11 protein-coding genes are annotated in these 14044 nt (G+C 39.5%); 10 read left to right on the top strand and 1 reads right to left on the bottom strand.

From position 1 onward, the window contains the following. Nucleotides 1-128: 128 nt before the first annotated feature. Together pheS and pheT are read left to right on the top strand one after the other, a co-directional pair. Nucleotides 129-1166 (top strand): phenylalanine--tRNA ligase subunit alpha, encoded by a 1038-nt coding sequence (pheS, locus tag LCP48_RS16935; RefSeq protein ID WP_004226385.1) that lies wholly within the window; start codon nucleotides 129-131, stop codon nucleotides 1164-1166. 12 nt (nucleotides 1167-1178) lie between these two features. Further along, nucleotides 1179-3596 carry a phenylalanine--tRNA ligase subunit beta gene (gene pheT, locus LCP48_RS16930; protein WP_216486115.1) on the top strand — a complete coding sequence of 806 codons (2418 nt, stop codon included), beginning with the start codon at nucleotides 1179-1181 and terminating at the stop codon, nucleotides 3594-3596. Nucleotides 3597-3839: 243 nt separating this feature from the next. Here the strand turns inward: pheT and rnhC are convergent, their stop codons facing one another. Then, nucleotides 3840-4763 (bottom strand): ribonuclease HIII, encoded by a 924-nt coding sequence (rnhC, locus tag LCP48_RS16925; protein ID WP_225340393.1) that lies wholly within the window; start codon nucleotides 4761-4763, stop codon nucleotides 3840-3842. Between the two features lie 135 nt (nucleotides 4764-4898). On the opposite strand from rnhC, the gene zapA reads away from it, so the two are divergent. The 8 genes from zapA to LCP48_RS16885 all read left to right on the top strand — a co-directional run bounded on the left by zapA (nucleotide 4899) and on the right by LCP48_RS16885 (nucleotide 13943). Then, nucleotides 4899-5159 (top strand): cell division protein ZapA, encoded by a 261-nt coding sequence (zapA, locus tag LCP48_RS16920; RefSeq protein WP_004226393.1) that lies wholly within the window; start codon nucleotides 4899-4901, stop codon nucleotides 5157-5159. Between the two features lie 5 nt (nucleotides 5160-5164). Continuing rightward, entirely contained in the window at nucleotides 5165-5704 is a 540-nt protein-coding gene (locus tag LCP48_RS16915) for a CvpA family protein (RefSeq protein ID WP_004226395.1), read from the top strand. A 58-nt stretch (nucleotides 5705-5762) separates the two neighbouring features. Then, nucleotides 5763-7472, top strand: a complete 1710-nt coding sequence (polX, locus tag LCP48_RS16910; protein ID WP_004226402.1) for a DNA polymerase/3'-5' exonuclease PolX — start codon at nucleotides 5763-5765, stop codon at nucleotides 7470-7472. Nucleotides 7473-7490: 18 nt separating this feature from the next. Next, nucleotides 7491-9857, top strand: coding sequence for an endonuclease MutS2 (locus LCP48_RS16905; RefSeq protein ID WP_225340392.1), 2367 nt, complete (start codon nucleotides 7491-7493; stop codon nucleotides 9855-9857). 22 nt (nucleotides 9858-9879) lie between these two features. After that, entirely contained in the window at nucleotides 9880-10293 is a 414-nt protein-coding gene (locus LCP48_RS16900) for a DUF350 domain-containing protein (protein WP_004226406.1), read from the top strand. A gap of 447 nt (nucleotides 10294-10740) precedes the next feature. Next, on the top strand, nucleotides 10741-12435 hold the full coding sequence (locus LCP48_RS16895; RefSeq protein ID WP_004226408.1) for an AMP-binding protein: 1695 nt from the start codon (nucleotides 10741-10743) through the stop codon (nucleotides 12433-12435). 138 nt (nucleotides 12436-12573) lie between these two features. Continuing rightward, nucleotides 12574-13155 (top strand): fatty acid metabolism transcriptional regulator FadR, encoded by a 582-nt coding sequence (locus LCP48_RS16890; protein ID WP_004226411.1) that lies wholly within the window; start codon nucleotides 12574-12576, stop codon nucleotides 13153-13155. Nucleotides 13156-13169: 14 nt separating this feature from the next. Next, complete coding sequence (locus tag LCP48_RS16885; RefSeq protein WP_009373887.1) at nucleotides 13170-13943, top strand: enoyl-CoA hydratase; 774 nt, start codon at nucleotides 13170-13172, stop codon at nucleotides 13941-13943. Nucleotides 13944-14044 lie beyond the last annotated feature (101 nt).

Here is a 14044-nt window from a genome sequence, read left to right as displayed (position 1 = left end):
ATGAAGTGATTGTAAGGCTTTGCTTTGCAATAACTAGGGTGGTACCGCGAAAATGTCCTCGTCCCTTTTTAGGGGCGAGTTTTTTTATGTCTAAAAAGCAGGCATTTATTTTCTGAGGAGGGTTTAACATGGAAGAGCAATTAAAACAATTAGAGCAAGAAGCACTTGCTAAAATTGAAGCAGCTGCAAATTTAAAAGAATTGAATGAAGTACGTGTTGCGTATTTAGGGAAAAAAGGACCTATTACTGATTTACTAAAAGGGATGGGGAAATTATCAGCTGAAGAACGTCCGAAAATGGGTGCTTTAGTGAATAATGTCCGTGAAAATGTAACGGCAGTATTAGAAACAAAGATTACCGTGTTGGAAGAGGCAGCCATTGCTGAAAAATTAGCGAGTGAGTCGATTGATGTCACTTTACCAGGTCGTGAAATTAAAGTGGGGAACCGTCACCCTTTAACACGTGTCATTGAAGAAATTGAAGACTTATTTATAGGAATGGGCTATGAAATTGCTGAAGGTCCAGAAGTGGAGAAGGATTACTATAACTTTGAAGCACTAAATTTACCAAAAGGACATCCAGCTCGTGATATGCAAGATTCGTTCTATATTTCCGAGGAAATATTATTACGTACCCATACTTCACCAGTACAGGCTCGTACGATGGAAGCCAAAAAAGGTGAATCGATTCGCATAATTTGTCCTGGTAAAGTATTCCGACGTGATAATGATGATGCAACACATTCACATCAGTTTATGCAAATTGAAGGTTTAGTCATTGGCGAAAATATTCGCATGAGTGACCTAAAAGGAACATTGGATACGTTAGCGAAAAAAATGTTTGGTGCTGACCGCGAAATTCGACTACGTCCGAGCTTCTTCCCATTTACTGAGCCATCAGTAGAGATGGATATCTCTTGTTTCAAATGTGGTGGAGCAGGCTGTAACGTATGTAAGGGCACTGGCTGGATTGAGATTCTAGGAGCTGGTATGGTGCATCCAAACGTATTAGAAATGGCTGGCTATGATCCAAAGAAAGTTTCAGGATTTGCATTTGGTATTGGTGCAGAACGTATTGCAATGTTGAAATATGGTGTTGACGATATTCGTCATTTCTATACAAGTGACACTCGCTTCTTATCACAATTTGAGCGAACAGAAGCGTAAGGGGGATAAAACATGTTAGTATCATTAGAATGGTTAAAAAATTATATCAATACGCAGGACTTAGCACCTGAGCTATTAGCAGAAAAAATTACACGCTCTGGGATCGAAGTAGATGCAGTAATTGATCGTGCTAATGCTATGGATAAAGTTGTAGTTGGTTATGTAGTTTCTAAGGAGAAACATCCAGAGGCTGATAAGTTAAATATTTGCCAAGTTGACGTTGGCGAAGCAGAGCCTCAACAAATAATTTGTGGTGCACCGAATGTTGATGCTGGTCAAAAAGTCATTGTTGCTCGTCCAGGTGCACATTTACCAGGTGGCATTAAAATCAAAAAAGCAAAACTTCGCGGTCATGAATCGAACGGAATGATTTGTTCCTTACAAGAGCTTGGAATCGAAGGAAAGCTTGTTCCTAAGGCGTATTCAGAAGGTATCTTTGTCCTACCAGCAGATGCAGAAGTAGGCACAGATGCACTGGCTATATTGGGCCTACGTGATACAGTGTTGGAACTAGGACTAACACCAAACCGCTCAGATGCCCTTTCAATGCTAGGTGTAGCGTATGAAGTAGGTGCCATTCTTTCAGAGGAAATTAAATATCCAGAAATTTCCTATCAAACTGCTAGTGAAAAAGCACAGGATTACCTGAAGCTTCATGTAGAAGATTTACAAGCAAATCCTATGTATGTAGCAAAAGTTGTGAAAAACGTAAAAATCGGTGAATCACCAATGTGGCTACAAAATCGTCTAATGGCTGCGGGAGTACGTCCACACAATAATGTCGTAGATGTAACGAACTATGTATTAATGGAATATGGTCAACCTCTACATGCTTTTGACTATGATAGTCTAGCAACGGGTGAAATCGTTGTTCGTAAAGCAATAGAAGGTGAAAAAATTACAACATTAGATGACCAAGAACGTACATTAAAAGCTTCAGATTTAGTCATTACAAATGGCAAAGAGCCAGTAGCCATTGCTGGTGTAATGGGTGGTGCTAATTCAGAGGTAACAGATTCAACTACGACTGTTGTCATTGAGTCAGCCTATTTTGATGGTTTAACAGTGCGTCAAACGTCTCGTCATCTTGGCCTACGTTCAGATGCATCGGCTCGTTTCGAAAAAGGGGTAGATCCAAATCGTGTCTTACCAGCTGCTGAACGTGCTGCCGCTCTACTTGCTGAATTAGCAGGAGGCGAAGTATTAGAAGGTACATGTTTAGTAGATGAGTTGGATAAAACACCAGCGCGAGTAGTCGTTTCCCCAGATTTTATTAATGAACGTTTAGGTATGAAGATTGCATTAGAAGATATGCTTTCTATTTTAGAGCGTTTAAAATTTGGTGTAGAGGCAGCAAATGGTTTATTAATTATTGATGCACCCACACGTCGCCAAGATATTAAAATTGAAGAGGATATCGTGGAGGAAATTGCTCGTCTTTATGGTTATGATGAAATCCCAATGACATTACCAGAGGGTGCAACACAAGTAGGTAATTTATCACCTTATCAAGCAAATCGTCGTGTTGTTCGTCATTACATGGAAGGGGCTGGCCTATATCAAGCGGTAACTTATTCGTTAACGTCGGATGCATTGTCGCAACGTTTTGCTTTGAAAGCTGAGCCGGTAACTCGCTTGCTTATGCCAATGAGTGAGGAGCGTTCTACATTACGTCAAAGCCTTATTCCACATTTAATCGAAGCAGCTGCATATAATGTTGCACGTCAAGCTGACGGTGTGGCTTTATATGAAATTGGTTCCGTGTTCCTTGGTCAATCAGATGAGGGGCAACCTTATGAGGAAGAGCATGTGGCAGCAGTACTAACTGGCAAATGGCTAGACCATGCTTGGCAAGGTGAGAAAAAAGCTGTAGATTTCTTTGTGCTAAAAGGTATCGTCGAAGGTGTCATTGGCAAACTTGGCTTAGCAAATCGCATGACATTTGTGAAATCACAAGTGGATGGCTTACATCCAGGTCGTACGGCTAGCATTTTATTAGATGGCAAGCAAGTCGGCATTATCGGTGGACTTCACCCAGCAGAGCAAAAAGCATGGGGTGTAAAAGACACGTATGTAATGGAGATGAATTTAGTGGCGCTATTAAATGCAACAACACAAGAAGCACCACTTGCTTACACACCAGTGCCTCGTTTCCCAGCTATGTCTCGTGATATCGCTCTTATTATGGACCGTACAACAACAGCGGGCGAAGTAATGGAAGCTATTGATGCAGCGGGTGTGAAACTATTAAAAGATATCCGCGTATTCGATGTTTACGAAGGGGAGAAAATGGAACCAGGTAAAAAATCGGTTGCCTTCTCTCTCACATACTTTGATCCAGAACGTACTTTAACAGACGAAGAGGTAGTGGCCGCACATAACAAAGTGTTAAAAGCGATTGCTACGATTGCAGGCACAGAAGTACGTTAATATATGAAAAAAGACTGTCTTACGAGGCAGTCTTTTTTGTTTGAGAAGGGTGAAAATGATGATCTAAAAGGTGAAGAATCGGCTCAAAAGAAAGTGTGGAGTGATCCAAAAAGTGAGGCAAGCGCTCAAAAAGGTGCCTGAAGCGCTACCCCCAGGGAGGAAACCGCTCCAAAAAGGTTCCTAATGCGCCTCACGCTCCTCAGGAACCCCAAAAAAGCTTTTTTAAGCAACCAATAGTACGATTTACTTCATCTTCCGTGCTTTATCAGTGTTGGCGAAATGCCATTTTGTGATGGAGCGTAGAAATTCTTCGCCTTGATTACGCCAGATTCGGGCTGCTTGCACATCTACTTTGTTAGAGGCACCCTTCAGTAATGTAAGCCCTGTAATGTCACTCAAACGGTCCATTTCCTTTAAAAAGGCAGCACGAGCTAAAATAGATGCTGTAGCCACAGCTACATGTAATTGTTCTGCTTTAGTAGAAAAGTAGACATTTTCTTGTACAAGTTCACGTTCATTTTTTAAATAATTGTAATAGACACCACGTTCAGCAAATTGGTCGATTAAAATAAATTCAGGTTTTTCAGGTGCCATTTTTGATAGCGTGTTTTGTAGTGCCTTGTTATGCATCATGGCTTTCATTTTACCTTGGGAATAGCCTTTTCCTTGTAAGTTGTTATATTTCTCGTTACGTAAGACGAGAACACTATGGACACAGGCTACACGCAAATCAGGTGCAATTTTCCTCATATAGTCATCTGTTAGCATTTTTGAATCTTTTACACCAAGCTCATTCATGAGTTCGATTTTGGAAGTAGGCACATACACTGCTGCCACTGTGATTGGACCAAAATAATCACCTGTGCCTGTTTCGTCTGAGCCTAAGACAGACATGGTTGCGAAATTGTTAGGCAGTACATCCCCTTTTGCCCCAATAGTGGAGACTGGAGTAGCAGTTTTTTCAACAGTTCCCCAACGTGCTGCCTCGCGTTCAGCACCGCCCCCCTGGAACATTAATTTTCCTGATTTATACATAGTTATGGCTGTATCTGGTAGTTTTGCAGCAAATATGACACCAGGAGTCTTTCGTTCTATAAAGTGCGTTGCATAGTAAGCCATCACCTCTTTTTGAATATTTGTTGAAATGGAAAGCACAATATTTGCCATTTAATCGTTCCTTTCTGTCCTCGTTGTTCACAATTTTATACCTTTCATGGTATGATAATAAATAGCTTTTTTGTGTGATGGTGCTCACAAGCCTCTAAAATCGTGTGTGCATCGAATTTATAGGAGGGTGCGACTATGGAAAAACAAGAAAAGAATAAAATTTCTGTTGAAATATATGGTCATGCATATAAAATGGTCGGCTCTGAATCCATTGGCCATATGCGACTTGTTGCTTCGATTGTTGATGACCGTATGCGCGAGATGAACGTACATAATCCCTCACTTGATAGCACAAAACTTGCTGTTCTGACAGCAGTAAATACAGTTCATGATTATTTACTATTAAAAGAACGAATGGAGCAGTTAGAAGAAGAATTGAAAAAGTTAAAGGGTTGAAGAGAATGTTAGATTTAATCATATTAGTGGTACTGTTAGCTGGTATAGGCGTCGGTGCAAAACGAGGTTTTATTGTACAGATGATGCATATTGTCAGCTTTGTAGTAGCCCTAATTGTTGCGTATATTTATTATAAGCCATTAGCACAAAAATTTGTATTTTGGGTTCCATATCCAGGCGTCACTGACACAGGTAGCCTTGGCGTTGTCATTGATAGTCTAGATTTAGACCGTACCTTTTATCGGGTAATTGCCTTTGCTGTTATTTTCTTTGCAGTAAAAATAACGTTGCAAATCGTGGCATCGATATTTGATTTTATCGCGTATTTGCCTGTGCTAAATACAGTGAATCGTTGGCTTGGGGCGTTACTTGGCATGATTGAAAACTATTTAATTATGTTTATTTTGCTATATGTGTGCGCTTTATTACCAGTAGATGCCATACAAAATTTAATGTCGAAGTCATTGTTAAGTGGTCTTATGTTGGAGCATACACCAATTATTACAAAGATGTTCCAAAACTGGTGGTATATTTATATGCAATAGTAACTGTGCACTTCTCTCTGTCTTGAGGGAAGTGTTTTTACGATAGGAGGAATTACCAATGAATAAAAAAACAATTATTCGCACACTCGAAAAAATTGCTTTATATATGGAACTACAGGGAGAAAATCCATTCAAGGTATCAGCCTTTCGAAAGGCTGCGGCAGCACTAGAGGGGGACGAGCGTTCATTAAGCGAAATGGATGATGTAACAAAACTCAAAGGTATTGGCAAGGGTACTGCGGCTGTAATAGAGGACTTAATGTTAACAGGTGAATCGAGTTTGTTAAAGGAGTTAGAAGAGGTTGTACCTAAAGGGTTACTGCCATTGCTAAAATTACCTGGCTTAGGAGGAAAAAAAATTGCGAAACTTCACCAAGAGCTGGGTATTGACTCTGCCGAAAGCTTAAAGGCAGCTTGTGAAGCTGGAAAAGTACGTGAATTAGCTGGATTTGCTGTGAAATCTGAGGAGAAAATTTTAAAGGAGCTAGCCAATTTAGCAAATCGTTCAGAACGACTACCAATTTGGCAGCTTGAGCCTGTGGTTTTACAAATTGAGGCGCTTCTAGGTAGTATGAAGGAAGTAGACCGGTTTTCAGTTGCTGGGAGTTTCCGTCGCGCGTTAGAAACTAGCAAAGATATTGATTTTATTGTTGTGACAGAAGCAGTTGAGGAAGTACGTGAAAACTTGTTAAATAGCTTGGCCATTCAAGAAGTCGTGGCGGCAGGGGATACAAAAATTTCGGTGATTTTAGACTTAGATGAACCAGTTAGCGTTGATTTCCGTTTAGTGAAAGATAATGAATATGCGACTGCGTTGCATCATTTCACAGGTTCAAAAGATCATAATGTTCGTATGCGGCAAATTGCCAAAGCCCGTGGTGAAAAAATAAGTGAATATGGAGTGGAACAGGAAGATGGTACCGTTTTAACGTTCCAAGACGAGGCAGCATTCTTCGCTCATTTTGATCTACCTTGGATTCCACCGAGCTTACGGACAGGAACAGCAGAATTTGACAAAACAAACCTAATTCAAAACTTAGTTCGACTAGAGGATATTAAAGCTGATTTGCATATGCATACAACATGGTCAGATGGTGCATACTCTGTTGCAGAAATGGGCGAGGCGTTACTAGCACGGGGCTATCAATATAGCGTTATTACAGACCATTCGCAATTCCTAAAAGTAGCAAATGGATTAACACCGGAGCGTTTAGAAAAGCAGCGTGGAGAAATTGAGGCGTTTAATACAGCACATCCAGATTTTCATTTTTTTAAAGGGACGGAGATGGATATTTTACCAGACGGCTCCCTTGATTTCGAAGATCAGGTGTTAAAAGAGCTCGATTTTGTTATTGCTTCCATTCATTCTAGTTTTACACAATCACAAGATAAAATTATGGCACGTTTACTAACAGCTATGCAAAATCCCTATGTTCATATGATTGCCCATCCGACTGGTCGAATTATTGAAGATCGCGATGGTTATAATCCTGATATGAAACAGTTAATTGCCTGGGCAAAGGAATATGGTAAAATTTTAGAGTTAAATGCAAATCCGTATCGTCTCGATTTATGTGTAGAACATTTAGAAATGGCATGCGCTGCAGGTGTACCAGTAGCCATCAACACAGATGCGCATGATATTGCACATTTACGTTTTATGGATATTGGGGTTCGCTATGCAAATAGAGCATGGTTACCGAAAGATATGATTGTGAATACATGGACGCGTGAACAGTTTGAAGCGTTCATACAACGAAATAAATAGGCTGAGGAGGTGTTCTCAGTGATTGCTGAACGCGCATTGAAAACACTAGAATACGATAAAGTTAGGCAACAAGTGGCTTCCTATTGTACTTCCTCCATTGGTAAATCTGCCATTGAGGAGCTTGTGCCACAAACTGATTTTGCTAAAGTAGTACAATTATTAGAAGAAATGGATGAGGGACTATCCATTTTGCGTGTGAAGGGCAATGTACCTATGGGAGGAATTTTCGATGTCCGTCCCTCTGCCAGACGTGCTCAAATAGGAGGCATGTTAGCAGCAGTAGAACTAATGGAAATTTCGAGCACGATTCGAGCAAGCCGAATTTTACGCAATTTTATTGAAGATTTAGAAGCCGATGAAGTGATTGATATTCCCCATTTCATCTCCAAAAAGGAAGCAATGCCTGTCTTAACAGGATTGCAGCATGAGATCAATAACTGTATTGACGACAATGGTGCTGTCTTAGATTCTGCTAGTCAAACATTGCGCTCTATTCGCCAATCTTTGCGTGCTGAAGAAGGGAAAGTCCGCTCTAAGCTGGAAAGTTTAATTCGGGGAAGTAATGCGGCGAAAATGCTTTCTGATACACTTGTGACAATTCGTAATGATCGATTTGTTATTCCCGTAAAGCAAGAATATCGTCACCATTATGGTGGGATTGTTCATGATCAATCTTCTTCTGGTCAAACCTTATTTATTGAGCCAGATTCTGTTGTCCAAGCAAACAATGAAATTCATCGCTTGAAAATGAAAGAGCATGCAGAAATTGAACGTATTTTACTAGCATTAAGTGCAATGGTGCAAGAAGTAGCATCAGATTTATTTAATTTAGTGAAGGTATTAGGCGATATCGATGTCATTTTAGCAAAGGGCAAATATGGCCAAGCCAATAAATGTACAATGCCGAAAATGAATCAGGATGGCTATATCCGACTAATACGTGCGCGTCATCCACTGCTACCAATAGATTCAGCTATTCCTAATGATATTGAATTTGGTAAAGACATTACAGCTATTGTCATTACAGGTCCAAATACAGGTGGTAAAACGGTGACATTAAAAACGGTTGGTCTGTGTACATTAATGGCGCAAGCGGGATTACCAGTACCAGCATTAGATGGCTCAGAACTTGCTGTATTTGAGCAATTATTTGCCGATATTGGTGATGAGCAATCAATTGAGCAATCACTTTCTACGTTCTCGTCCCATATGGTCAATATTGTAGACATCCTACAAAAATTTGATCACGAATCACTTGTTCTTTTTGATGAGTTAGGGGCAGGTACTGACCCACAGGAAGGGGCGGCTTTAGCCATCTCAATCTTAGACGAAGTACATGGACGCGGTGCTCGTGTAATGGCTACAACTCACTATCCTGAACTAAAAGCTTATGGCTATAATCGACCAGGTGTAGCCAATGCCAGTGTAGAGTTTGATATTGAAACTTTGAGCCCGACATACCGTCTACTTATCGGTGTACCTGGACGATCAAATGCATTTGAAATCTCCAGTCGTCTTGGTTTACCTGAATCCATTATTGATCGTGCCAAAGGCTTTACTGGAACCGATCGACATGAGGTTGAATCGATGATTGCCTCATTGGAAGAAACACGTCGCCAATCCGAAGATGATGCAGAGCGTTCGCATGCATTACTATTAGAATCAGAGACATTACGTAAAGAGCTTCAAGATAAATTGCAAGCCTATGAGGAGCGCAAAGAGGCGCTTGATAAGAAGGCAAAGGAAAAGGCGCGTAAAATTGTTGATGAAGCGAAACGTGAAGCAGAAGCGATTATTGCAGAGCTGCGAGAAATGCGTAAAAATGCTGATCAAGTTGTCAAGGAGCATGAATTGATTGAAGCACGTAAACGCTTGGAAGAAGCAACACCACTTGAAGACAATAAAGTACTAAAAAAGGCGGCACAAGTAAAAGCTCGTGCACAAAACTTAGTTGTCGGAGACGAGGTAAAGGTGTTAAGCTATGGTCAACGAGGTACTTTGTTAGAAAAGGTGTCGAATACCGAATGGGTTGTCCAAATGGGGATTTTAAAAATGAAAATCTCAGATAGTGATTTGGAGTATATTAAACCTGAAAAAGAGCCTGTATTACGAACAGCTGGTGTGAAAAATCGAAATAGTCATGTGAAATTAGAATTAGATTTACGTGGTGAACGCTATGAGGATGCAATCTTAAGAACAGAGAAATATATTGATGATGCATTACTCTCTAATTATGGTCGTGTGTCCATTATTCATGGAGTTGGTACAGGGGCTTTACGTCAAGGTATTCAAAGCTATTTGAAAAAGCATAAGCGCGTAAAATCCTTCCGTTTTGGTGAAGTCGGTGAGGGGGGCTTAGGCGTCACAGTTGTTGAATTGAAATAAGCTATAAAGGGGACGGAGAAAAATGCTGAATTCTGGCTTTTGGCGATATCCAATTATCGAAACGGCAGGATATTTTAGTGTTGTAGTATTATGTTTAGTCGTCTCGATGGCATTGTTCGAAGTCGTTACGAAATATAAAAATTGGGAAGAAATTAAAAAAGGTAATGTCGCTGTGTCTCTTGCAACAGGTGGGAAAATACTAGGGATTTGTAATATCTTCCGCTTTTCCATTGCACGTCATAGCACGTTAAGTGAAATGATCGGTTGGGGTCTTTTTGGCTTTACATTATTGATTGTAGCGTATTTTTTATTTGAATTTATGACACCTCGTTTTAACGTTGATCAAGAGATTGCCAATGATAATCGCTCAGTTGGTTTCATTTCCTTTACCATTTCAGTCGGTCTTTCGTTTGTAATTGGGGCAAGTATTGCATAGGAGTGTCATGACATGGAAAAATTAGCAAAAGTACTAATCGTTGTCTGTATTGCATTTTTGGCAGTAGGTGTCTACTATATGTTAACGATTTAAATAAAAAACGCATTCTCTTTGTGAGGATGCGTTTTTTGTTAATTGTACATATCATAAATTTCTACTACAACCTGTTAATTTTCTTTCATATAACTCTATTAAAGGGTAGAAAAATTATTTTTATAATATAGGAATATGCTCATTATTTTTTTATGAAGTAACTCAATAATGAACGAGCATTCATAAGGTGTATTCAAATAAATCCCGATAAATACCAATCATATTAATGTTGTTAATTGCATAATAATTAATCGAAAATGCATTTATTTTCTATTTTCTGTTTGAAACTGTATTTCTTTTTCATTATAATAAATATAAGAATTGACAAAGTTTGGGACAAAGGGGAGAGGACGTATGACAGCAAAACCATGGCTAGCAAATTATCCTGAAGAAGTACCATCGTCTTTAACGTTTGAGGAAATTCCAGTGCAAGAGTTTTTGACACGTGCCTATAAAAAGAATCCATCCAAAGTAGCGATTCATTTTATGGGAAAGGATTTGACGTACACCGAGCTATATGAGTCAGCTTTAAGGTTCGCAAACTATTTACAAACACTAGGTGTGGAAAAAGGAGATCGAGTAGCGATTATGCTGCCTAACACGCCACAAAGTGTAATCGCTTACTATGGTGCCATGTATGCAGGTGCTGTTGTAGTACAAACAAATCCACTTTATACTGAACGAGAGCTTCAATACCAAATGGCTGATTCAGGAGCAAAGGTTATTCTCGTAATGGATATTTTATATCCAAGAGTCATGAAAATTATGAAAGAGACGTCACTTGAAAATGTCATTGTAACAGCTATTAAGGACTATTTACCATTCCCGAAAAATTTAGTCTATCCATTTATTCAAAAGAAGCAGTATGGCTTTAGTGTCAAGGTTGAACATAGCGGTCAAAATCACCTATTTTCAGAAATAATGCGTTCTGCACCGATTAAGGTGATTGACAATATTCCATTTGATTTTGAAGAGGACCTAGCATTGCTTCAATATACGGGTGGAACAACAGGCTTCCCAAAAGGGGTTATGTTGACCCATAAAAATTTGATTGCCAATACGACAATGTGTGATGCTTGGATGTATAAATGTGTGCATGGTGAAGAAACCATTATGGGCATTCTACCATTCTTCCACGTCTATGGCATGACAACTGTTATGCTCTTATCTGTATTTACTCAAAATAGAATGGTGCTTTTACCGAAGTTTGATGCAGAAACGGCATTAAAAACGATTGATAAACAAAAACCAACCCTGTTCCCCGGCGCACCAACCTTATACATTGGCCTTTTAAATCACCCAGACATTTCGAATTATGATTTATCATCCATTAAGGCATGCCTAAGTGGCTCAGCTTCATTGCCAATTGAAGTGCAAGAGAAGTTTGAAGCCGTTACTGGTGGAAAGCTAGTAGAAGGATATGGGTTAACTGAAACCTCACCTGTAACACATGCTACGCCAATTTGGGGTAAGCGAGTGATTGGCTCAATTGGTTTACCTTGGCCAAATACAGAAGCGGTTATTTTACGTACAGGTGATACAGAAGAGCTACCTATCGGTGAAGTTGGTGAAATTGCTGTTAAAGGACCACAAGTAATGAAGGGCTACTGGAACCGTCCCGAGGATACAGCTGCGACATTTGCTGACGGTTGGTTTTTAACAGGTGATCTTGGTTATATGGATGAGCAAGGCTTCTTCTATGTGGTAGATCGTAAAAAAGATTTAATAATAGCAGGCGGCTTTAATATTTATCCACGTGAAGTAGAAGAAGTGTTATATGAACGCGAAGAGATCCAAGAGTGCGTAGTGGCAGGAATACCTGATCCGTATCGTGGTGAAACAGTTAAAGCTTATATTGTGTTAAAAGAAGGATATTCGATTACTGAGGACGAATTAAATAAATATTGCCGTCAGCATCTAGCGGCTTTTAAAGTTCCGCGTTATTATGAATTTAGAGAAGAGCTGCCAAAAACAGCTGTAGGAAAAATTTTACGCCGTACGTTAGTTGAAGAAGAAAAAACAAAATTAGCGAATAAAGAAGCGAAATAAATACGTGTGAAAGTATTGACAAGCAATGCTGTAAAATATAATATGAAAATATGAATGAATGACCATTCATATTTTCATATTTTTTTAGGTTTACACGTCCTATCGACGTGTGCATGTTTTTTAGGTGGTGATATAAAAGTGAAACGAGATAAGCCAAAATATAAACAAATTATTGATGCAGCTGTCATCGTTATTGCGGAAAATGGGTATCACCAAGCGCAAGTATCGAAAATCGCCAAACAGGCAGGGGTGGCCGATGGAACAATCTATTTATATTTTAAAAATAAAGAAGATATATTAATTTCTGTCTTTAATGAAAAAATGGCTGTTTTTGTAGAGTCATTACAAGATATAATAGAAAATGGGAGTACGTCTAAAGACAAACTTTCACGAATGATTGAAAATCATTTTAATGTTCTAACGACAGATCGATACCTAGCAACTGTCACACAATTAGAGCTTCGCCAGTCAAACAAAGACTTACGATTAAAAATTAATTCAGTATTGCGCGAGTATTTACAGCTACTTGATCAAATTTTAATCGAGGGTATGCTTACAGGTGAGTTCAATCAGACGATGGATGTACGCTTGGCTCGACAAATGGTTTTTGGAACAATTGATGAAACTATTACGTCGTGGGTTATGAATGACTATCGATATGATTTGATGGAACAGGTTCCAAAGGTTCAGGCGTTAATCCTGAACGGCATTAAAGCTTAAAAGGATGTGGAGAAATGGAATTTCTAAGTTGGAAAGTAGAAGATGGAGTAGCAATTATTACAATTGCACGTCCACCAGCAAATGCATTATCTCGTGGTATTATTGCAGAAGTTAACGCTGTGCTAGATGCTGTAGAACACGAGGATGCTGTAAGAGTCCTTGTACTTCATGGTGAAGGCCGTTTCTTCTCTGCAGGGGCAGACATTAAAGAATTTATTGGGGTAGAATCTGGTGAGGAATTTACAAAGCTAGCTAGCAACGGGCAGCAGGTTTTTGAGCGTGTTGAGTCGTTTTCTAAGCCTGTAATTGCAGCCATCCATGGTGCGGCATTAGGCGGAGGGCTTGAGTTAGCAATGAGCTGTCATATGCGATTTGTCACTGAATCAGCAAAATTAGGTTTACCTGAATTACAATTAGGGCTTATTCCTGGTTTTGGTGGTACACAGCGATTACCACGCTATGTTGGAGTAGCAAAGGCTGCTGAAATGATGTTTACAAGTGAACCAATCTCTGGTAACGAAGCTGTTCAGTGGGGCTTAGCAAATCGTTCATTCTCAGACGAAGCATTGCTAGAAGAGACGTTAAAGATTGCTAAGAGCATTGCTAAGAAAAGCCCAATTGCTTTAAAAGCAGCTATTCAAACATTGCAATATGCAAAGCATGCATCCTTCTATGAAGGCATTGAAGCAGAGGCTAAATCCTTTGGGACAGTGTTTGTCACAGAAGATGCCAAAGAAGGAATTCAAGCATTCATTGAAAAGCGTGAGCCTGTGTTTACTGGCAAATAATTTTCCAAATGTCGATAGCAACGTTCAGTATGTTATCGGCGTTATCGAAACTGAAAATATATAATATTTATAAGTTTACTTAGAATTATAAAACGTTCCAG

It is taken from the genome of Lysinibacillus capsici (genome assembly GCF_020217405.1).
Classification (GTDB): domain Bacteria; phylum Bacillota; class Bacilli; order Bacillales_A; family Planococcaceae; genus Lysinibacillus; species Lysinibacillus capsici.
The sequence above is the reverse complement of the archived record's forward strand: the minus strand, read 5'-3'. Positions and strand labels throughout refer to the sequence as shown.